21 protein-coding genes and 1 tRNA gene are annotated in these 19738 nt (G+C 44.6%); 8 read left to right on the forward strand and 14 right to left on the reverse strand.

Features of this window, described 5'->3' with window-relative positions; all coding sequences use genetic code 11:
- Positions 1-52: 52 nt before the first annotated feature.
- Positions 53-2587, reverse strand: coding sequence for an ATP-dependent Clp protease ATP-binding subunit (locus tag HGH91_RS15755; protein ID WP_168739682.1), 2535 nt, complete (start codon positions 2585-2587; stop codon positions 53-55).
- Between the two features lie 295 nt (positions 2588-2882).
- Here HGH91_RS15755 and HGH91_RS15760 point away from each other — a divergent pair, with 295 nt between their 5' ends.
- Positions 2883-3257: a hypothetical protein gene (locus HGH91_RS15760; protein WP_168739684.1), complete on the forward strand. Its 375-nt coding sequence runs from the start codon at positions 2883-2885 to the stop codon at positions 3255-3257.
- 73 nt (positions 3258-3330) lie between these two features.
- Positions 3331-4239: a ribonuclease Z gene (locus HGH91_RS15765; protein WP_168739686.1), complete on the forward strand. Its 909-nt coding sequence runs from the start codon at positions 3331-3333 to the stop codon at positions 4237-4239.
- Positions 4240-4330: 91 nt separating this feature from the next.
- On the opposite strand, the gene dapA is transcribed toward HGH91_RS15765, so the two are convergent.
- Positions 4331-5209: a 4-hydroxy-tetrahydrodipicolinate synthase gene (gene dapA / locus HGH91_RS15770; RefSeq protein WP_168739688.1), complete on the reverse strand. Its 879-nt coding sequence runs from the start codon at positions 5207-5209 to the stop codon at positions 4331-4333.
- A 79-nt stretch (positions 5210-5288) separates the two neighbouring features.
- Positions 5289-6242: an acetyl-CoA carboxylase carboxyltransferase subunit alpha gene (locus tag HGH91_RS15775; RefSeq protein WP_211092315.1), complete on the reverse strand. Its 954-nt coding sequence runs from the start codon at positions 6240-6242 to the stop codon at positions 5289-5291.
- 172 nt (positions 6243-6414) lie between these two features.
- Between HGH91_RS15775 and HGH91_RS15780 the strand changes: the two genes are divergently transcribed.
- Positions 6415-6488, forward strand: a tRNA-Asp gene (locus HGH91_RS15780).
- Between the two features lie 134 nt (positions 6489-6622).
- Here the strand turns inward: HGH91_RS15780 and HGH91_RS15785 are convergent.
- The 5 genes from HGH91_RS15785 to HGH91_RS15805 all read right to left on the reverse strand — a co-directional run bounded on the left by HGH91_RS15785 (position 6623) and on the right by HGH91_RS15805 (position 11320).
- Entirely contained in the window at positions 6623-6811 is a 189-nt protein-coding gene (locus tag HGH91_RS15785; protein ID WP_168739690.1) for a hypothetical protein, read from the reverse strand.
- Between the two features lie 40 nt (positions 6812-6851).
- Positions 6852-7412: a DUF6934 family protein gene (locus HGH91_RS15790; RefSeq protein WP_211092316.1), complete on the reverse strand. Its 561-nt coding sequence runs from the start codon at positions 7410-7412 to the stop codon at positions 6852-6854.
- A 434-nt stretch (positions 7413-7846) separates the two neighbouring features.
- The gene (locus tag HGH91_RS15795; protein ID WP_168739694.1) at positions 7847-8377 is read right to left on the reverse strand and encodes a hypothetical protein; all 531 of its coding nucleotides are present in this window, start codon (positions 8375-8377) and stop codon (positions 7847-7849) included.
- Between the two features lie 144 nt (positions 8378-8521).
- The gene (locus HGH91_RS15800; RefSeq protein ID WP_168739696.1) at positions 8522-9574 is read right to left on the reverse strand and encodes a YhcG family protein; all 1053 of its coding nucleotides are present in this window, start codon (positions 9572-9574) and stop codon (positions 8522-8524) included.
- 378 nt (positions 9575-9952) lie between these two features.
- A complete protein-coding gene (locus HGH91_RS15805) occupies positions 9953-11320 on the reverse strand; it encodes a DUF4236 domain-containing protein (RefSeq protein ID WP_168739698.1) in 1368 nt (455 codons plus the stop codon).
- Between the two features lie 325 nt (positions 11321-11645).
- Between HGH91_RS15805 and HGH91_RS15810 the strand changes: the two genes are divergently transcribed.
- The 5 genes from HGH91_RS15810 to HGH91_RS15830 all read left to right on the forward strand — a co-directional run bounded on the left by HGH91_RS15810 (position 11646) and on the right by HGH91_RS15830 (position 14043).
- Positions 11646-12026, forward strand: a complete 381-nt coding sequence (locus HGH91_RS15810) for a DoxX family membrane protein (RefSeq protein WP_168739700.1) — start codon at positions 11646-11648, stop codon at positions 12024-12026.
- Between the two features lie 58 nt (positions 12027-12084).
- On the forward strand, positions 12085-12402 hold the full coding sequence (locus HGH91_RS15815) for an ArsR/SmtB family transcription factor (protein ID WP_145671618.1): 318 nt from the start codon (positions 12085-12087) through the stop codon (positions 12400-12402).
- Positions 12402-12905, forward strand: coding sequence for an SRPBCC family protein (locus HGH91_RS15820; protein ID WP_168739702.1), 504 nt, complete (start codon positions 12402-12404; stop codon positions 12903-12905). The genes HGH91_RS15815 and HGH91_RS15820 overlap by 1 nt, the downstream gene beginning before the upstream one ends.
- Positions 12906-12908: 3 nt before the next feature.
- On the forward strand, positions 12909-13322 hold the full coding sequence (locus tag HGH91_RS15825) for an SRPBCC family protein (RefSeq protein WP_168739704.1): 414 nt from the start codon (positions 12909-12911) through the stop codon (positions 13320-13322).
- Between the two features lie 94 nt (positions 13323-13416).
- Positions 13417-14043, forward strand: a complete 627-nt coding sequence (locus HGH91_RS15830; RefSeq protein ID WP_168739705.1) for an alpha-ketoglutarate-dependent dioxygenase AlkB family protein — start codon at positions 13417-13419, stop codon at positions 14041-14043.
- Here the strand turns inward: HGH91_RS15830 and HGH91_RS15835 are convergent.
- The 6 genes from HGH91_RS15835 to HGH91_RS15860 form a co-directional block, all read right to left on the reverse strand.
- Positions 14033-14440, reverse strand: a complete 408-nt coding sequence (locus HGH91_RS15835; RefSeq protein ID WP_168739707.1) for a hypothetical protein — start codon at positions 14438-14440, stop codon at positions 14033-14035. The two genes, HGH91_RS15830 and HGH91_RS15835, sit on opposite strands and share 11 nt — an antisense overlap.
- The gene (locus HGH91_RS15840) at positions 14424-15173 is read right to left on the reverse strand and encodes a class I SAM-dependent methyltransferase (protein ID WP_168739709.1); all 750 of its coding nucleotides are present in this window, start codon (positions 15171-15173) and stop codon (positions 14424-14426) included. The genes HGH91_RS15835 and HGH91_RS15840 overlap by 17 nt, the downstream gene beginning before the upstream one ends.
- Positions 15161-15901, reverse strand: a complete 741-nt coding sequence (locus HGH91_RS15845) for a DUF2071 domain-containing protein (protein ID WP_168739711.1) — start codon at positions 15899-15901, stop codon at positions 15161-15163. The genes HGH91_RS15840 and HGH91_RS15845 overlap by 13 nt, the downstream gene beginning before the upstream one ends.
- 7 nt (positions 15902-15908) lie before the next feature.
- The gene (locus tag HGH91_RS15850) at positions 15909-16283 is read right to left on the reverse strand and encodes a DoxX-like family protein (protein ID WP_168739713.1); all 375 of its coding nucleotides are present in this window, start codon (positions 16281-16283) and stop codon (positions 15909-15911) included.
- Between the two features lie 192 nt (positions 16284-16475).
- Positions 16476-17975: a glycoside hydrolase family 32 protein gene (locus HGH91_RS15855; RefSeq protein ID WP_168739715.1), complete on the reverse strand. Its 1500-nt coding sequence runs from the start codon at positions 17973-17975 to the stop codon at positions 16476-16478.
- A gap of 37 nt (positions 17976-18012) precedes the next feature.
- Positions 18013-19731 carry a RagB/SusD family nutrient uptake outer membrane protein gene (locus HGH91_RS15860; RefSeq protein WP_168739717.1) on the reverse strand — a complete coding sequence of 573 codons (1719 nt, stop codon included), beginning with the start codon at positions 19729-19731 and terminating at the stop codon, positions 18013-18015.
- Positions 19732-19738: the final 7 nt, after the last annotated feature.

The raw sequence follows: 19738 nt of genomic DNA on the forward strand, positions 1-19738 counted from the left end.
TCAAAGGTTTTATACCTTGATGGGCGTTGTTTATTGATTTATTTAGCGTGGTTTACGCTTCTGATTTTTCAGATTTACTCTTGGAAGAGTTGTTTTGCAGCGTAAAGATCAGCTTCTGGTTTTCTTTATCCAGGTCGGCTACTAATATATCTCCATCATGAATATTCATGTTGAGGATTTCCTCTGCCAGTGGATCTTCCAGGTATTTCTGGATGGCCCTGTGCAATGGTCTGGCGCCGAATTGCTGGTCGTAGCCTTTATCAGCCAGGAAGCCTTTGGCTTCGTCTGTCAGTTCGAGGCTGAAACCGAGGTTATTCAGGCGTTTCAACACGCTCTTCATCGTGATATCGATGATATTATAGATATGTTCTTTTGCCAGGGAGTTGAAGATGATTACATCGTCAATTCTGTTCAGGAACTCGGGGGAGAAGGTACGTTTCAGTGCTTTTTCGATCACTGATTTGGTATTTTCTTCTTCGCCACCGGATCTTGCGCTGGTAGTGAACCCTACCCCTGCACCGAAATCTTTCAGTTGACGGGCTCCGATATTGGAGGTCATGATGATGAGGGTATTTTTGAAGTCTACCTTACGACCGAGGCCGTCGGTGAGGATACCATCATCCAGTACCTGCAACAGGAGGTTATAAATATCCGGGTGTGCCTTTTCGATTTCATCGAGGAGGATGACGGAGTAAGGTTTACGGCGTACCTTTTCGGTCAGCTGACCACCTTCTTCGTAGCCTACATATCCTGGAGGCGCACCAATGAGACGGCTTACAGAGAATTTCTCCATGTATTCGCTCATATCGATGCGGATGAGGGCTTCATCGGAGTCGAACATGTAGCGGGCCAATGATTTGGCGAGCTCTGTTTTACCCACCCCGGTAGGTCCGAGGAATATGAAGGTACCGATTGGTTTTTTAGGATCTTTCAGCCCTACGCGGTTACGCTGTATAGCTTTGGTGACTTTGCTGATGGCATCGTCTTGTCCCACTACGGCTCCTTTCAGGTCTTCGCCCATGCGGCGTAGCTTTTCAGTTTCTGCCTGTACCATCCTTTTAACGGGGATACCAGTCATCATGCTGACTACTTCTGCGATGGCTTCTTCATCGATAGGATAGCGTTTGTGCTTCACTTCTTCTTCCCACATGGCTTTCGCGCGTTCCAGGTCTTCGCCCAGTTTCTTTTCGGTATCGCGGAGCGCAGCGGCTTCTTCGAAGCGTTGGCTTTTCACCACCTTATTTTTTTCCTGCTTAATATCTTCGATCTGTTTTTCCAGGTCGAGGATATTTTGCGGCACGTTGATGTTTTTCAGGTGTACACGGGCGCCTACTTCATCGAGTACGTCGATTGCCTTGTCGGGCAGGAGACGGTCGGTCATGTAGCGGTCGCTCAGTTTTACACAGGCATCAATGGCTGCGTCTGTATAGCTAACGTTATGGTATTCTTCATAACGCGGCTTGATATTGTTAAGGATCATAATGGTTTCTTCCACGGAAGGTGGTTCCACCATTACTTTCTGGAAACGACGGTCGAGTGCGCCATCTTTTTCGATGTACATGCGGTACTCGTCGAGGGTAGAAGCGCCAATGCATTGGAGTTCTCCCCTGGCCAGGGCTGGTTTAAAGATATTGGAGGCATCGAGTGAGCCGGAAGCGCCACCTGCACCAACGATGGTATGGATTTCATCGATGAAGAGGATAACGTCCCTGTTTTTCTCGAGTTCATTCATGATGGCCTTCATTCTTTCTTCAAACTGGCCGCGGTATTTAGTACCGGCCACCAGGGCGGCGAGGTCGAGGCTTACCACGCGTTTGTCGAACAATACGCGAGAAACTTTGCGCTGCACAATACGGAGCGCAAGACCTTCCACGATGGCGGTTTTACCCACACCGGGTTCACCAATAAGAATCGGATTGTTCTTTTTGCGGCGGGAAAGTATCTGGGAAACCCTTTCAATTTCCTGCTCGCGGCCAACAATCGGATCTAAGCTGCCGCTTTCGGCCAGCTTGGTAATATCTCTACCAAAGTTATCCAGTACGGGCGTTTTGGATTTGGTATTTGTCTGTTTGGCTTTGGATGCGTAACTCTTTCTTTCGTCCTCAAACTCTTCTTCGCCCGGATCGTCAAATTCTGACTTAGGGTCCGCAGATTTTACAAAGCCCAGTTCGTTTTTAAAAGTATCGTAGTCCACGTCAAATTGTTGTAAGATTTGTGTACAAACGTTTTCCTTATTCTTGAGTATAGAAAGCATGAGGTGTTCTGTTTCTACCGTTGCACTTTTGAGCGCTTTGGCTTCCAATACAGTAACACGTATCACTTTTTCTGCCTGTCTGGTAAGCGGGAGGCTATTAATGTTAGCAATATTCTTTCCGGTCTTATCTTTTACAGCCAGCTCTACTTCTTTGCGTAACTCGTACAGATCTACGTTCAAAGCCTGCAGAATCTTTACGGCCGTGCCCTCGCCTTCTCGAATAATACCTAACAGCAGGTGTTCAGTACCTATGAAGTCATTTCCCAGTCGTAAAGCTTCCTCTCTGCTGAACGAAATGATCTCCTTAACTTGCGGTGAAAAATTCTGGTCCATTGTGAGATTATTAAATTATAAAAACCCTTACGGGGGCTTGTCTATACAATAATAACGAATAATTCTGATTTAAGATTATCACGTTATGTGTTGTAATGAAGTTATTCCTTTTTTCAACTTAAACAACTTACACTTTAATAGTATAAGAATTATTTTTGCGTTGATGCGGGTACGTTCGTTTAAAAATATCTACGAAGAAACGGAGGTTTATGTTTCGATCTCTTGCGGTTATATTTTATAGGCGGATTCCCTCTGTTCAACATTCAATTACCAAGTATAAAACAACGTCCAACGCATGAAATTCAAAATTGATACCAAAGAAAAAATAGTCGTTTTTTGTCCGGAAATATCCGCCCTGGATGCTAATTTGGCAGAAGACTTCATTCACACGGCGACTTCCATGCCGGAGTTGGTAGGACGTAATCTCATACTGGATCTGGCATTGGTGGAAAAAACGGACGATAAAGGTATAGAAGCCATTTTAACAGTCTACCGGTGTATGTATGACAATCATTTTTCCTGCGCCATTACCGGAGTTAACAACATTTTAACAGCCAGCCTGAAGGCGGCGGGTGATGATATGTTTAATCTTGCTCCTACGATGGCGGAAGCGATTGACCTTATCATGATGGAGGAGCTGGAGCGGGAATTACTGGACGGTATGGAATAAAGCAGGGCCAGGGCGCTATGAGGGCAAATTTTGGCCAGGCGCCGGCTAACCACAGAAAGATAAAGCTATTTAAATGTTTGCAGTCACAATATTAGGTAACAATTCCGCGATCCCCACCCTGACGCGGCATCCCACCGCTCAGATAGTTACCTGCAACGACCAGTTGCTGCTGGTCGACTGCGGAGAAGGCACCCAGATACAGATGGCCAAGTACGGCATCCGGCGCAGTAAGCTGAGGTATATATTCATCAGTCACCTGCACGGCGATCATTATTTCGGGCTAATTGGTTTGCTGAATACCCTGAGCCTGATGGGTCGTACGGAGCCTCTCAGTGTATATGCGCCGCCAGAATTGGAGCAGATTATCCAGCTACAGCTGGATTGTTCCGCTACGGTACTGAAGTTTGAGTTGTCTTTTGTACCGCTGCAGCCGGGCTATAGTGGCCTTATTCTCGAGGACCGGGAGTTACAGGTACGTTGTTTCCCTACCCAGCACCGGATTTCCTGCTTTGGCTTTTCCTTTGAATGGCGGAAGCGCAAGCGGAAACTGTTGCCCGACCAGGCCAGGGCATATGAGATCCCGGCAGCGTATTACTCAAAGCTCCAGGATGGCGCTGATTATCAGCGAAAAGACGGGAGTATCGTTAAAAACGATTGGGTAACACTCCCCCCGCCGGCCGGCAAACGATATGTATACTGTGCCGACACCATTTACGATACCGGGTTATTACCCTGGTTACAGGGCGCTGAGATGATTTACCATGAAACCACTTACCTGCATGATTTGCAGGAAAGGGCAGCAGAACGTTACCACAGCACCTCTATACAGGCGGCCAGCCTTGCGGCGGCAGCCGGGGCCGGGAAGCTGCTGATCGGGCATTTCTCTTCCAAATACACAGAATTACAGCCTTTCCTGGACGAATCCAGGTCTGTTTTTGAGACTACGGAGATTGCAGAGGAAGGAGTAACGTACCTTATATAGCACGGAAAGTATAAAGCGTAAAGCCAAAAGCTATTGTGGGGATGCCCTACAATAGCTTTTGGCTTTACGCTTTATACTTTTTGCTTCCTGCTTACTTGTATTGCTCCAGGTACGCAGCAATTTTGGCGTACAGCGGATCAGAAACGGGTAATACGGGGAGACGGAAATTATTTCCGACAATGCCATCGTGGTGCAGGAATGCTTTGATGCCGGCCGGATTATTTTCGGAGAACATCAGGTCAAATCCTTCCAGCATTTTGTTGTTGAGGGAGCGGGCTGCCGGGAAATCATTTACCAGTGCGGCATGTACCATACTGGAAAAATCGGTGGCAAAGTAGTTGGCAGCCACGGAAATAACACCGTCCATACCACAGGCCAGCTGTGCGAGGGCCAGGGCATCATCGCCGCTGATCACGAGGAAGTCTTTCGGTTTATCGCGGATAATCTGCATACACTGCATCATATCGCCGGAGGCTTCCTTCATGGCCACGATGTTTTCCACGTCATGCGCGAGGCGCAGGGTGGTTTCGGCGGTCATATTGCGGCCGGTACGACCGGGCACATTATACAGGATAATGGGCTTAGGAGAGGCCGCTGCAATTGTTTTATAGTGCTGGTATATCCCTTCCTGGGTAGGTTTGCTGTAGTATGGCGCTACGCTGAGAACGGCTGCAGCTTCATCCAGCGGGCATTTCTCCAGTCTTTTTACCACATCCCGGGTATTGTAATCGCCAATACCAACCACTACAGGCACCCGCTTCGACACCTTTTCGAAAGTGAATTTTATCAAATCCAGCTTTTCATCTGCAGAAAGCGTAGGTGTTTCACCAGTTGTACCAAGGGTTACAACGTAGTTAACGCCGCCATCGATCACGTAGTTGATCAATTTTTCCAAAGCATTCCAATCTATGCTTTCATCTGCTTTAAAGGGTGTTACCAATGCCACCCCGGTGCCTTTTAGTTGTTCCATATTGCGTTTACGGGAAAATAAAAATTTCGAATTCCGAAGGCCGAAATTCGAAATTTTTATTGTGATCTCTAAATATTTTTTATTTCTCTTCGTAAAAACCCATGCGGGAGAACTTGTCGATACGTTGTTCTATGCGGGTATCGGGATCGATTTGCTTTAGTTCTGCCAATGTTTCCTTAATTCTTTTTTTCAGGATATTGGCCATTTCATCGGGATTTACGTGGGCGCCACCGAGGGGCTCCCGTACAATACCGTCTACCAGGCCGAACTGGCTCATGTAATCGGAAGTAAGTTTGAGTTCTTCGGCGGCTTTTTCTTTAAAGTTCCAGCTACGCCAGAGGATTGTGGAGCAGTTTTCCGGAGAAATAACGGTGTACCAGCTATTTTCCAGCATAAATACCCTGTCGCCGATACCGATGCCCAAAGCGCCACCGGAGGCGCCTTCGCCGATAATAATGCAGATAACGGGCACGCGGAGTTTTACCATTTCGAAGAGATTGCGGGCGATGGCTTCCGCCTGACCTCTTTCTTCGGCTTCCAGGCCGGGATAAGCGCCGGGCGTATCGATCAACGTTACGATGGGCTTGTTGAATCTTTCAGCCAGTTTCATCAGGCGGAGGGCCTTGCGATATCCTTCCGGGTTGGCCATCCCGAAGTTTCTGAGCTGGCGCATTTTGGTGTTGATACCTTTCTGTTGGCCGATAAACATCACTGTTTCGCCATCGAGGTCGGCGAAACCGCCTACCATTGCCTTATCATCTTTTACATTCCGGTCGCCATGCAGTTCCGTAAAGTTGGTGCACATTTTTTCGATATACGCCAGAGTATAGGGCCTATCTGGGTGACGGCTCAGCTGTACGCGCTGCCAGGCGGTGAGGTGGTCATAGATATGTTCACGGGTAGCCGCAATTTTTTGTTCATATTCATTTACGGTAGCCGATACATCTACGCCAGATTTTGCACCATTCTCTTTCAGCTTATCCAACTGCTCATATAAGTCAGCGATAGGTTTCTCGAAATCCAGGAATTGCATAATTTGATTAAATTGGTTAAAGATCGGGTGTAAAGATAATGCTGAAAATATTTTTTAAAAAAGATTTGCTTAATTGGGAACTTTGTTACTATCTTTGCAATCCCAAAACGGAGGAATACAACGAGTTGGGAGACAGAAAGATAGGGATATTTTATCCTTTGATTTCAGTAACGGATCGGTAGTTCAGTTGGTTAGAATGCCGCCCTGTCACGGCGGAGGTCGCGGGTTCGAGTCCCGTCCGGTCCGCAAATAAAAGTCACATCTTAAAAGGTGTGGCTTTTTTGCTTTGTGGAGATGAGGGGGGACGGTAGCCGTTTCAGGATCTAAAAAGGGATGACATAAGTCATCCCTTTTTAGATCAAAATTGAAAATATTATTATTTATCGGGCCCGTTTAACAATACTGTTAAGTTCAGCCATGAAGTTTTCAGCATCCTTTTGAGAACGAATTACCTGCGCTAAACTATCAACACGAACTGATTTAGACCGTACAGGCTTGGGATTGCTACCCAGACTCGTCTGGGCAGCTTTTTTATACTGATCTATCTTCTGTTGAATATTTTGATTCATACCACAAATATAGTTAAATAGTTTGGTCAATATCCCTGTCTTACTTCAATTGAAACATGTAGTATCGATAAAGATCATGCCTGGTTCGCTCGTAATTAAATAATTCCGGTTTAGGTTTAGATAGAATATTCCCGGTGTTATCCACCTCATAGCTCCAATCTCTATATACACGAACGTACCAGTCTACGCCTATACCCACAAAAAAATCACTCAAATATTCACGATTTGATTTAAACATAAGATGGTACATCGTAGCTCTAACATCATCAGAACCATCAATACCCAGAGTTAAGTCAGGGTTTACCTGCAAAAAGGTTAACCCGTGAAATAAAACGGTAGAAAAGACCTTACCATTTTCGGTATGCTTTAAGCGTATATCATCATGAAAGTTACCGGTTTCATCGGGTGGGCCAAAACCAAGATTAAACACATTTGGCAAGTACAGATCCGGATGCGGATCGATTTTCACTAAAATCTGTCTGATTGTTCCATCAACCTGAGGTGAATTAAAAATCATTTGAGAAAAATCATTTTCAATGCTTACCGGATCAAAAGTTTCTTCAAAATTTATTGTAACCATAGCGTATTCTTTATTATACATGATAACGTTATCATGTATAAAATATACACGTGGCAAAACGACGTAGTACTTTAAAAAGGCGGATGTTAAACTAAAAAATCTCAAACAGGATCGAACATTGCCATATACTGTCTGTAAATAAAATTACATACTAAAGAGTATGTTTTTTACTTTATAGCTTACGCAACTCGCCCCCGTCTCTGCTAAGTAGAAACGGGGGCGAGTCGTATATGGTTCGCCAATAAAAGTCACATAAAAAAAGGGGGCTTTTTTGCTTTTATGGCGATGACGTCAGATCAAGTCTTCAACTTGATCCATAAAGGCTCCGGGACAGGATACAGCGTATCCGGCATGGCTTTTCCCTACCCACCGAAAAACCAGGCATAATTAACCTCTATTTGGTTGCGCTATTTCATCTTGCAACCAAATTTGGGGAAAATGGACCTCAAACAAGGCTACTTTGTACCCGTAGCTGGCTTTTGACCTACAACAGGACACCAGTAAACTTCGTTTGTCATGTTCAGCGTAATTTCCGGATGAGTTCCCGAAGCCGCAGCCAATACCTCATTATCACTGAACAATTGGCGTGGGGTGAATCCCGCATTAAATACGATCTGCACCTCTCTCCAAATAGGATTGAAACCATCTCCAGGTATAGCATCTATCACGCTAACAAAAGGCTGGTTGTTAGGCAATCCCGGGTCGGATTGATAAATGAAATTAATGCTCTTGTTGTGTGCAATCTGGCTTGCTTCAGCCTGGGCTGAAAACTCTACAAAATGGATATTGAAAATGGAGGAATCGTAGTACGCTTGTATAGTACTTTTACTCCCCGATGTCGTGTTGCCTTGAGCAACCATTTCCGTTGAATTAGCAGTGGCAAGCTTTGAATCAGTTGTTAATTTGGCTTGGTTATCAATTTCTGTTTTACTGCAAGAAATAAATAGCAGCATAATGGCGGGAATAAGTGTGGTCACCTTTTTCATTATCTATATTTTTAAACTGTGGAAAAAAATACAATAAAAGGTCCGACAGTTTAAAGCTGCAATTTTTATTCCAGACTCCTGTTAATACTGGTATTTGGGCGGGTATATGTGCTCTTTTTCTTTACAGTGTTTCATCAGTAGTCGCTACGACCTCACTTCATTATGCTGCGCTTCAAACCGTTGCTTTGCCAAGTGTATCGCCAAATGTAACTTTTGTTGCAATACTTCCTTTGGAGGCAGTTCGAGAAGATACTGGGCAACATGTATACCTGCTGCGTCAAGTTCTAATAGTTCGACCAATTCATCATTCTTATCAGCACAAAGTATCAATCCGATCGGAGATAACTCATATGGTTGCTGCTCGTATTTAGCGAGCCAGCGAAGATATAATTCCATCTGGCTTTTATGGCTATGCTCAAATTTACCTAGTTTCAGATCTATAGCGACCAGACGCCTTAACTTACGATGATAAAATAAAAGATCAATGTAATAGTCGTTATCATCGATAGCAATTCGTTTTTGCCTGGCTAAAAATGCAAAATCATTACCTAGTTCTAAAATAAATAACTGTAATTGATATATAATGCTTTGTTCCAGATCTCTTTCATTATAGGTATCATGTAAACCTAAAAAATCCAAAATGTATGGATCTTTGAATGTAAGATCCGTTGTCATTTCTTTGCCGTTCCGTAAAAGTTTAAGATCATTTTGAATGACTAGTTCCGGCTTCTTACTAATTGCAGTCCGCTCATAAAGCATAGAGTTTATTCGCTCCTGCAATTGACGGCTACTCCATCGTTCATTGGACGCCATTGTCAGGTAAAATTCACGTTGCAGCTCATCTTTTAAATAGACAATTGTTTTTATATGTGTCCAACTTAATTGTCTCTGCACCGCGGAGACAATTTGTGCTTCGGAGAAAATCTCTGCACTGCGGAGACAATGCCGTAAAGTCTTTTCATCCCATCCCTTGCCAAAGATCTCTATCAATCGGTTGGATAATTTCTTTACAACTTGTTTCCCATAGTCAGCCCTTTGATGCCCCAAAACATGCTTATTTAATTTGGCACCCACACTCCAATATAATAATACCAGTTCCGTATTTACTCTCATCAGCGCCTTCTGCCTGCTACTTTCAATTAAATCTTTTATTTCATCAAATAACAATTGTTCTTCCTTTATCCGGGTATTCCTCATTTCAGAATAATTTAAATGGAAAATTGGGCAGCTTTCCTATACCGCCTATTCTTTCAAGTCGCTGATATAAAAGGATTATAACCGACGTAGGTATCGTACAGCAATAAGCGACTCTCTTTACACAACAACACTATCGTGTATAAAATATACACGTGGTAAAATGATGAAGTACTTAAAAAAATGGGAATTAAATTAATCAACTCAAACAGGATCAAACATTGTTCCACGCAGTCCGTAAATAAAATTCATACTTTAAAAGCGTATAGCTTTTCACTTTACGCCAGACGCGGCTTGAACCTGTAGATAGGATCGAGCCGCGCCCAGATTCAGTTAGGTAGCCGATTAAATTTTTAAAGGCTGGCCACTGTGCCCTGCCCTTTATTGATAACAATCTTCCATCCTGGATTGTAACGTACCTATCTTGCCGATAAAACCCATAAAATCATCCATGGCAGAAAGTTTCGAGGTAGCAATCATCTCAAAAATACCGGTGCCTGATGTAAACGTATATTCTGAATAGGCACATATCGGAAGCCTGCGATTATTATTGAAGCGCATGTCTGGTCCACCAGCTTTATTTACATATTGCCAGGTATAATCGAGTACCCTCGCATCCCAGGGTAGCGTTTCTGATTCAATGAACTGCGTTGCAAGGCCAGTTACGCGTAAGTTTTTATAGAATACGGCTGCAAAAGTACTTCCACGTTTTATCAGTAGACGTTCAGGTAAGAAATATAATTCCATTTTATGGAGCGAGATACATGGAATCGCCACATTGGCAATAAAATAAGGAACCGGCATTTTGTTCCCGGATAGACCTGGTATCCTTACCCTTCTTATCAGCTTACCTGCTCCTCCATTTCGCTTATAGTCCGTTGTACCTTGAGCATTCAGGTATTGCCAGATTCTTGAAGACTGGGAAAACGTAACAAAATGAGCCTGGAATTGCTGGTACACCTGTTGGTATTTATCATCCATGTCATAATGTAATTCGATGCTGAGTCTTTTCTTATCCATTTTTTTCAACCAACGGATAAATGGAACTAAGCAAAGCATATACAATACCATTTCATATCCCAGGTACTTGTTTACCAGGTATGTTTCTTCCGCTCTCACTTCTTCAGAAGACAGGTGGCTAATTTCCGACAACTCACGGCTTACGTAGCCAGAAGAATCCGACAGTCTTACTTTCAACCATTGCTGATTGGAGCTGTCCTGCAATGAAAATTTTTGATCATAATCGGCCGTTCGTAAAACCTGGGCTTTCAGATTAGGCTCCTTTCGAATATTAGCACCCTTAAATGCCAATATTCTCACAATAGTGCTGTCTACCGCCGGTTGAACTATTCTATCCCGCTTGCCAAAAGAAAAAAAAGTCAACGCCAGGACGATTAATACCAGCGGTAATTTAGCCGCTTTTACATATGAAATTTTTGCACACTTCTGATTCAATTCAGTAATAAATGCCAGCGAATCTGTATCAGTCAGTTCTTCCACTGCCGCGGAAGTTATATTATCAGATGCATCATTTGGTTGTACCTGATAGGTAGGACGCGGTAAGTGCGAAGCGGGGCCGGATATTTTCTGCCGATAGCTGATACCATGCGTACTTAAGTTGACGTATGTTCCACCCAGCCCCATATTGATGCGTGCACCTTTCACTCCCACTGAATAACTAATACCTTTTTTAGAAAAGTTCATTCTGAATGGTCCGGCACTAAAAGATTTACGGTATGACCAACCCATAACTAATGGTTAATAAATGACGAAAGGAAAAGCGTTGTTATTAATTGCGAATCAAAATTAAAAGATGAAAAATGTCGAATCTTACGGGAAACCGTATAGGACCATTACTACGTAGTAAAGTGGCTTTAAATATTCATTTCAGTCACCTTGCTAAAATCATAAGGTGCGGCTATCCTTCTTTTTAAACATATAAAAAATTGATTTTTAACACTTTATATTATTACAAGCATTCACTTCCCGAAATTTCTCTCAAATAAATTTGCGAAACTGATCAGTTGCATATATATTTGCAACCAATTGGTTTCACTACTATAATTACATCATTATGAAAAACAAAATCCTTTTTGTGTTATGCCTGCTGACAGGCCTGATGTTCATGAATGCAGGGTTAGACAAATTCTTTCACTATATGCCGATCCCTAAAGACATGCCGGAGAAAATGGTAAAAGCCGGGATGGCATTTATGGAAATAGGCTGGCTCATGCCATTGGTAGGCGCCACAGAAGTGCTTGGTGGCCTGCTGTTAATGATCCCCAGAACCAGGGCGCTGGGAGCGATTGTTATTCTACCGGTTTTAATAGGTATTTTGCTGGCCAATATCAGTATGGCCCCATCAGGGTTGCCTATTGTATTGGTGCTCATCGCCATCATTGCCTGGGTAATGATCGACAACAGGGAAAAGTACCTGCCCATGATCAGGCAATAACCGGTGGCAGGATAGCGGAGCACTTATCCTGATCTACTAAAAACGAAATGATACCTGTATGAGAAGAGATATTTTCCAGGCCATTGCCGATCCAACGAGAAGAGCGATTATCGCTTTAATTGCCATACAGGCTATGACCCCCAATGCCATTGCTGAGCATTTCGACACCACCCGGCAAGCTATTTCCAAGCACCTGAAGATATTAACAGAGTGTGAGCTGGTGAAACAGGAACACCAGGGCCGGGAGATATTTTATCAACTTGAAATTGATAAAATGAAAGAAATAGATAAATGGCTGGAACAATTCAGGAAAATATGGGAAAGCCGCTTTGACCAACTCGATCAACTTTTAGCCACTATTAAAAAGAAAAAATAATGAAACCTAATTTGCAATTCGACTTCATCGCAGATAAAAAAAATAATACGCTGACCATCCGGCGTGAGTTCCTGGCCGACAGGCAACTGGTATGGAATTGTTATACCAAAAGTGAATTGCTGGACCGCTGGTTTGCACCCGCTCCATTAACCACCAAAACAAAATCGATGGACTTCCGCGAAGGGGGTCACTGGCACTATGCCATGGTAGAACCCAACGGCACTGAGTACTGGGGCTATACCGCCTACCTCAAGATCGAAGCCATTGACTTCTACACCGCCCTGGATGCTTTTAGTAATGAAGCAGCTGAAATCAACGAAGCCCTTCCCCGCGCAGAATGGTTAGTTACTTTTACCGATAAAGGAGAAAATGCCCTGGTAGAAACTATCGTTACCTATAAATCGCTGGCAGACCTGGAACAGGTCATCCAAATGGGCATGGAACAAGGAATGACCGCTACCCTGAACAAACTCGATGAATTATTACTCACTTTAAAGTCATAAAAAATGAGCAACAAAGTTACTGTAACCGCCACTATACATGCGGACCAGAAAAAAGTATGGGACTATTACAATCGCCCCGAGCACATTACAAAGTGGAACTTCGCTGATCCCTCCTGGCATTGCCCCTCCGCCTCCAACGATCTGCGCGTAGGCGGAAAATACGCCGCCCGGATGGAAGCCAAGGACGGAAGTTTTGGTTTCGACTTTGAAGCCATATATGATGAAGTGGTTGACGGCGAAAAATTTACTTATACAATGCCTAACGGCCGACAGGCATCCGTATCGTTCAAAAAGAACGGCGACCAAACCGAGGTAGATGTAACATTTGATCCTGAAACAGAGCACCCCATTGAAATGCAGAAAAACGGCTGGCAGGCGATCCTAAACAACTTTAAAAGTTATACGGAAGCAAATTAACGATAGCGAATAAATGTATATTGGGAGGGAGATGTGATGACATCTCCCTTTTTTATTCTTATTTACACCTCCCACGATTTCCCTACCTTTAACCATGAGCCAATTAGATTTATTTGAAGATGCCACCCATCACCCTGCATCACCGGGACTACATACCATTCGCGATGGCGCCTACTATTTCCAGCCTGACTTTTTCACCAAAGCGGAAAGTGAGGCTCTCTTTACTTCGTTGAAAGAACAGATCCAGTGGAAGCAGGAGTCGATGCAGCTCTATGGCAAACAGGTGAATTTTCCCCGGCTAAGTGCCTGGTACGGCGAAAAGGGAACCACGTATACTTTTTCCGGCGTTACGCACCATCCGCATCCATGGACAGCGGCCTTAATTGATATCAATAAACGCATCAGCCCACTGGCTGGAGTTGTATTCAACAGTGTGTTATTGAATTTATACCGCGATGGAAATGACTCGATTGCCTGGCATACCGACGCAGAACCGGAACTGGGGGAGCATCCTGTGATTGCTTCCGTGAATTTTGGTGCTACCAGGAAATTTCAATTGCGGCATATGCAAACAAAAGAAAAAATAGAGATCCTTTTAACCCATGGCAGTTTACTCATCATGCAGGGCGCATTGCAACATCATTGGCAACACCAGGTACCTAAAACCAGTAAACCGGTAAAAGAGCGGATTAACCTTACCTTCCGGGTGATTAAATATTGATATCGGCCTTAAAAATCATAAAAAAGACTACACTAAAATAACTCCAGAGGCAAGAAAATATAATATGCATAGTGGTTTCAAAACGCTTGCCTTTCCATAACGAGGGAGCATATACAAAAAACTGGAAGAACAAACGACAAATCCAGAAAATGAACAAACCCAATGACAACAAGTGTCCCAGGCGGGTATGTAAAATGTCTTCTGCTGCGTAAATGCATCCTATTCCCATCAGGAGTACCACCAAGGCAATAAAGAAAGTATGCACATACATGATTTGCCGGCTTAAAAGCGTCAACGGCGCAAATTCTTTTCTCCAGTTAAAATACTTTGGAAAAAAAGCGTGTAACAGTGCCAGCAGCACAAGTATGTAACCGGTTGCTTTAAGATGCCATTCCATTTTTCTCTAATAAAAAGGCTGATAAAAAAGGAGTTATTTTAACTTCACTGACCATGTCCAAACCGGCAGTGAGAAAAGTGCGTTGCCAGGTTGACCTGGAAAAAAAGTGCAGGAATCCCAGGTTATACACCATGAAATTGCGGATATCCCTGAGATGCTCTACCACTATAATCCTTCCCTGGTCTTGTAAACTACGGCGCAACTCCCGGAAAAAAATATGCCTTTCAACCTCGTCACGGATCTCATGGGCTGCCATAAAGACCAGGATCATATCGGCCGATGCCGTAGCCACAGGCATGTTAGCCGTGGTAATGGTTTGGGTACCGGGATAAGCTGCGTATACCCTGCGTGCCCGTTCAATAGAGACTTCGGTGTGTTTTACCGGGTCATAAAAATCGAATACCGTTAGTTTACTTCCCGGGTACTTTTGTGACAGCAGGTAGCTGGTTTCATCAAATCCTGCATGTATATTCATCAGTTGTTTTCCTGGCGATGTAATCAGGTCATCTAACCAATGCAGGCTATACAACGCCGATCTGTCGTAGATATACCAGGAAGCAGCGAGCGACAACAACACACTTCCTGCGAGTAGCCAGCAAGCTATCTGCAGGAGCAGGTATTCACTGAAATAACCTAACAATCCCAACAGCAATGCCGCTATGACGTAAAAGTGCCAGTTGAAACGGATGATGTTTAAAACTCCTTGAAATGGTTTCCTTTCTATCTTTTCCATACCTCTGTTTTTCCTTTCTTCCAATAGTAGGGAATTTGCCGGATGAGAAAAGCATTGGCCAGCCGCGCCTCCCGAAAAGCTGGCTGACGCAGGAAACCGATTGCTGCGTGATTAACTTTCACTGGCTGTGGCGTCCAATGTTCTCTTACCCCTTCAATGATCAATACCCTATCAGATCCTGGTTCACAGGTAAATGTAAACGGTAGCGGGCCTGCAAATCGCCGTGCTTCTTTCCAGCTGCCAAACGGCGAAGTGGCTGGCAGCGCAGTATCGGGTTGCGCAGTATCCACCGATATTTGTATGCCTGATTGTACTGATGTTACCTCCAGCAAATTATCGGCAGTTACCACCTTCATATCGGTAGTGGTGTATTGGTAGTGTGTAAACAAATTCCCCAGGTACTGCATTTTTTTCTTATTTGTTTCTGATTTAAGGATAAACAATCCTCTTAGCCTTTTCCCCTGGCTGTTAGTATATTTTACAAAAACCCGGTAGCCAGCTAAAATAAAATCATTGCCCATAAAAGCCGGAAATCCTTTCGGCCGTAGCCCCGTTGTTTTTACCACTGCCAATGCCACAAAAGCCCATTTATCCTGGAACAACTCCAATTGAAGCGGGGCGGGAACAAGCGGCTGCAGTGCTTCGGCAGGAAGTGCATAGGTGAGCACCAGTGAATTTTCAAAAAATGCCTGTACCGCAAAGGGATGATTCTTTAGTTGGGACCACATAACCAGCTCATTTTTCTACAGACAGCCTATAGCCGTGTATATACAGTAAGATAATAAATATTGCTGCGATGACGATGTTCAGCGAGCCAAAAAGCAAGAGATCTCTCGCCATAAAAAATTCAAGAATATTCATGACACCCACCAACACTATTTGCGATAAGGTACACCATCGTGGCTTGATGCCCGATAATACCCACACCGCCATCAACACTTCCAGGAAGCCAATAATACGGGTGAGAGGCGAGGCATACGTTAGGCCCAGGATCCGTGATACTATCAGCTCGTGGCGGGGTACTCCGTTCAACAATTTGCAAAACAGCCCGTTTACCATCCAAACAATGGCTATCGCTATATTTCCGAACTTATACATTCGTTCCTTCATCTTTTTGAACCTTTATGGAAACAGCACCGGATTAACCTACACCAAGATATGATGAATAACGATACGCTCCATAGAAATTTCGGGGAATTAAGCTATGGCGCATGCAGCAAATTTATCCGGTGGCGAATTATTACAAAAAAATACGGGGCGCCGCCCGTGTAAGCAACGCCCCGTTTTGATCTTCTTCTCGTTCTATTTATCCATATTCCATACCTTCAGGGTATTCAACTGTACCCCACCATTTTCTGCAAATGCCGCACATCCAGTAGCATCTTTAGCCGGAAATATCAGGGTAGTCATTACCTTTTCGCCATCATTTACAAATACTTCCAGCGAAGATTTATCCAGCAATACCTGCAGGCGGATTTTTCCATTGACCGGCTGCACCGGCATATGCTGGGTATCTTTACCGTCGTTGATATACAATTCCTGACGTTGTACGTTGTAGCCTACTACTACCCCGCTGCCACTACTATGCTGCGCTACTTTTACGCCAAAATCGCTGGCTGTGCCCAGGGTAAATGTGGCATCTATCCAGTTAGCATTAGTATTGAACTGCCGGCCATTGCTGATAGACAATACTTTACTATTCAATGAAACATTGCGCTGCTGCCATTTTTTAGCAGCTGGCAATTTATCGAGGTAACCGTTCAATACTGCCGCCGGTTGTTGAAATAAACGTATACCCGCAGACGTAGTTTTCAGTTGCAGGTCGCGGGGAATAGACATTTGTCCACGCCAGGGCCAGGTGGCCGTTTCGAAAGGCATCAGCCATCCGATCATCATCTGGCGGTTAGCAGGCAGATGATTGTAGGGAATAGCGGCGTAAAATGTTTTGCCATAGTCTACAAAGAGCTGCGTTTCGGGAGTATGACCATTGGTAAAGGTTTTACCATCGAAGTCGCCGATAAAGTATTGCATACCCGTAGCGGCATCCTGGTTGCCAGAGGAAACCATCAGCAACCATTTCTTTTTGGCCGGATTACCATCTACGTATAGGGGTGTGAGTGAGGGACATTCCCAGATCTTTCGGGCATCACCCTGTGGCCCGAATTCACTCAGCAGCTCCCAATCCTTCAGGTTTACTGAACCGTAAAATTGCACTTTATGCTCAGCGGGTACGGCCACCGTCATCAGCCATTTATGCTGGTCTTCCAGCCAGATCACGCTGGGGTCACGGAAGTCCTTCTTGTGGATATCTACCACCGGGTTATTGGCGTAGTTCGTATAAGTAAGCCCTCCATCATTGCTGTATGCGATAAACTGGGATTCCTTTTGCTGTTTAGGCTGATCGGCGGTATAAATGGCTACAATGGGCGCTTTGCCATTCTTTCCAAAGCCGCTGCTGTTGTGTTGATCCAGCACTGCCGACCCCGAAAATATCCAGGTAGTAGTATCCCTGGTTTCTAACTCCGGAATGGCTACTGGCAGGTGTTTCCAGTTTACCAGGTCGGTGCTGGTAGCATGCCCCCAGCTCATATGTCCCCATTTATTTTCGAAGGGATTATGTTGATAATACAAGTGATAAACGCCATCCAGGTAAATCAATCCATTGGGATCGTTGGTCCAGTTTTTAGCGGGTGTAAAATGATATACGGGGCGCCATTGCGGCGTGGGTACCGTACTTTCCTGCGCCTGGAGTAGCCCGGGCAACAGTGCTGCCAACAGTAGTGAAAATAGTTTTCTTTTCATAACAAGATGAATATATTAATGAAATCGGTTTTACTTATTACCAGCCGGTATTTTGTTTATACAGCCCTTTGCTGTAATTGATCTGATTTAAGGGTACCGGCAGGTATTCATCTCTCCCCTTTTTAAAAGCCGCATCATTTAAATGCGCGCTGCGTGTTTTTTCAACAGCAAAATAAGCATTGAGATAATCGGCTGCAATACCCCAGCGTACGAGGTCAAAAAACCGGCTGCCTTCCATGGCAAATTCCAGCCGGCGTTCCCAGCGCAGGGCCTTGCGGGCAAAGTCCTGCGTCCAGGTACAGTTTACGCCAGGCTGGTAGATGCCTATTTTATAATTAGAGGTAAAGCTGCCATTGGCCTGTTTTAACAGGGCTGTACTGGCCCCGGCTCTTTCCCGGATGCGGTTTATCAGCGGCAGGGCTTCTGCCGGGCGTCCCAGCTCTATCAATGCTTCCGCTTTAAACAATAACACATCGGCAAAGCGGATGATTGTCCAGTTTTTGGAACTCGACATAAATGGCGGCACTTTCTGGAAGGACGGATCGGTAGGTAATACCACTTCTTTCAGGCTGAGATAACTGCCGTATACTTCTGGTGCACGTGCCCAGGAACGCTGATAAATAAACGCCGGATCGTATTTATATGGATGCCCGGGAATGGCCACGGTATGATCTAAACGCGGATCAAAGGTGTTGGTAAGAAAATCACTTTCCTTACTCACATTCACATTGTTGTAAGTATCGAACAGGGGCAACCCGTTGTTGTCGGTCTTGAAGGCATTGACCAGGTTGTAGCTGGGCGAATGAAAGCCGCAGCAGCCATAGTCCTGGTTCATGGGATAATTGAGCGCATGCCCATAGTCCAGGCGACCTTTGGGCGTACCATCATCTTTTGAATACTGGATGGCAAATACCGATTCGGGACCGTTTTCTGTTTTAGAGAGAAAGTTATTGGCGTAGTCGGTCGATAACTGGTATTTACCTGCGTTGATCACTTCATCACAGAGGCTGTTTACCTGTTGCAGCATAGTAGCGTCAATGCTGGCTACGTTGTTATTGTCGTCTTGCTTATAAGCCTGGTACAACAAGGTTTTAGCCAGGTAAGCTTTGGCTGCAAATTTATTGGTCCTTCCTGCTTCCGGTTGTATATCGGGGAGATGGGCAGCGGCAAAAGTAAAGTCGTCTGCGATCTTTGTCCAAAGCTGATCACTGGTATAAGTCCTGTTGGAAATAGTGTCGTAGCTTGCCTTTGGCACATACTCATCGATATAAGGCACGTATTTAAACAATTCTTTCAACAAAAAATAGTAATGCCCTCTCAGGAATCTCATTTCTGCCTGGCGTACTGTCTTCTGCGGGAAAGTGCTTTCTGTAGCTTTATCCAAACGTGCCAGTGCATCGTTTACGCGGCCAATACCCACGTATAAACGAAACCATAGCAGGTCGGACGAGCCATTATCGACCCGGTTGAGCGAAAACGTTTCATAGAAATGGAAGTCGCTGATATCGCCGGCGCCGTCGCCACCTTTGTAGGCATCGCCACTACGAATATTACCATAAGGCCACATGTTGGAATAAGGAGCGGTGTAGTGATCGTTTCCTAAAGATGCATAGGCCGCGACCACCATTTTCTCCAGGTTTTGCGGTGTGTCCAGGTCATCGCCAGAGATAACGCCCTGCGGCGCCTGGTCCAGGAATTTGCTGCATGCGCCGAGCAGCAGGCAGCTCAATAAAAGAATATATCTTGTGTACTTCATGATAGCG

The sequence above is a fragment of the Chitinophaga eiseniae genome, from assembly GCF_012641265.1.
Taxonomy (GTDB): Bacteria; Bacteroidota; Bacteroidia; order Chitinophagales; family Chitinophagaceae; genus Chitinophaga; species Chitinophaga eiseniae_A.

Bases quoted from the DNA above. Each gene is read 5' to 3' on its own strand.
- HGH91_RS15755 (WP_168739682.1), bottom strand. From the start codon at position 2,587: ATGGACCAGAATTTTTCACCGCAAGTTAAGGAGATCATTTCGTTCAGC.
- HGH91_RS15760 (WP_168739684.1), top strand. From the start codon at position 2,883: ATGAAATTCAAAATTGATACCAAAGAAAAAATAGTCGTTTTTTGTCCG.
- HGH91_RS15765 (WP_168739686.1), top strand. From the start codon at position 3,331: ATGTTTGCAGTCACAATATTAGGTAACAATTCCGCGATCCCCACCCTG.
- dapA (WP_168739688.1), bottom strand. From the start codon at position 5,209: ATGGAACAACTAAAAGGCACCGGGGTGGCATTGGTAACACCCTTTAAA.
- HGH91_RS15775 (WP_211092315.1), bottom strand. From the start codon at position 6,242: ATGCAATTCCTGGATTTCGAGAAACCTATCGCTGACTTATATGAGCAG.
- HGH91_RS15785 (WP_168739690.1), bottom strand. From the start codon at position 6,811: ATGAATCAAAATATTCAACAGAAGATAGATCAGTATAAAAAAGCTGCC.
- HGH91_RS15790 (WP_211092316.1), bottom strand. From the start codon at position 7,412: ATGTATAATAAAGAATACGCTATGGTTACAATAAATTTTGAAGAAACT.
- HGH91_RS15795 (WP_168739694.1), bottom strand. From the start codon at position 8,377: ATGAAAAAGGTGACCACACTTATTCCCGCCATTATGCTGCTATTTATT.
- HGH91_RS15800 (WP_168739696.1), bottom strand. From the start codon at position 9,574: ATGAGGAATACCCGGATAAAGGAAGAACAATTGTTATTTGATGAAATA.
- HGH91_RS15805 (WP_168739698.1), bottom strand. From the start codon at position 11,320: ATGGGTTGGTCATACCGTAAATCTTTTAGTGCCGGACCATTCAGAATG.
- HGH91_RS15810 (WP_168739700.1), top strand. From the start codon at position 11,646: ATGAAAAACAAAATCCTTTTTGTGTTATGCCTGCTGACAGGCCTGATG.
- HGH91_RS15815 (WP_145671618.1), top strand. From the start codon at position 12,085: ATGAGAAGAGATATTTTCCAGGCCATTGCCGATCCAACGAGAAGAGCG.
- HGH91_RS15820 (WP_168739702.1), top strand. From the start codon at position 12,402: ATGAAACCTAATTTGCAATTCGACTTCATCGCAGATAAAAAAAATAAT.
- HGH91_RS15825 (WP_168739704.1), top strand. From the start codon at position 12,909: ATGAGCAACAAAGTTACTGTAACCGCCACTATACATGCGGACCAGAAA.
- HGH91_RS15830 (WP_168739705.1), top strand. From the start codon at position 13,417: ATGAGCCAATTAGATTTATTTGAAGATGCCACCCATCACCCTGCATCA.
- HGH91_RS15835 (WP_168739707.1), bottom strand. From the start codon at position 14,440: ATGGAATGGCATCTTAAAGCAACCGGTTACATACTTGTGCTGCTGGCA.
- HGH91_RS15840 (WP_168739709.1), bottom strand. From the start codon at position 15,173: ATGGAAAAGATAGAAAGGAAACCATTTCAAGGAGTTTTAAACATCATC.
- HGH91_RS15845 (WP_168739711.1), bottom strand. From the start codon at position 15,901: ATGTGGTCCCAACTAAAGAATCATCCCTTTGCGGTACAGGCATTTTTT.
- HGH91_RS15850 (WP_168739713.1), bottom strand. From the start codon at position 16,283: ATGAAGGAACGAATGTATAAGTTCGGAAATATAGCGATAGCCATTGTT.
- HGH91_RS15855 (WP_168739715.1), bottom strand. From the start codon at position 17,975: ATGAAAAGAAAACTATTTTCACTACTGTTGGCAGCACTGTTGCCCGGG.
- HGH91_RS15860 (WP_168739717.1), bottom strand. From the start codon at position 19,731: ATGAAGTACACAAGATATATTCTTTTATTGAGCTGCCTGCTGCTCGGC.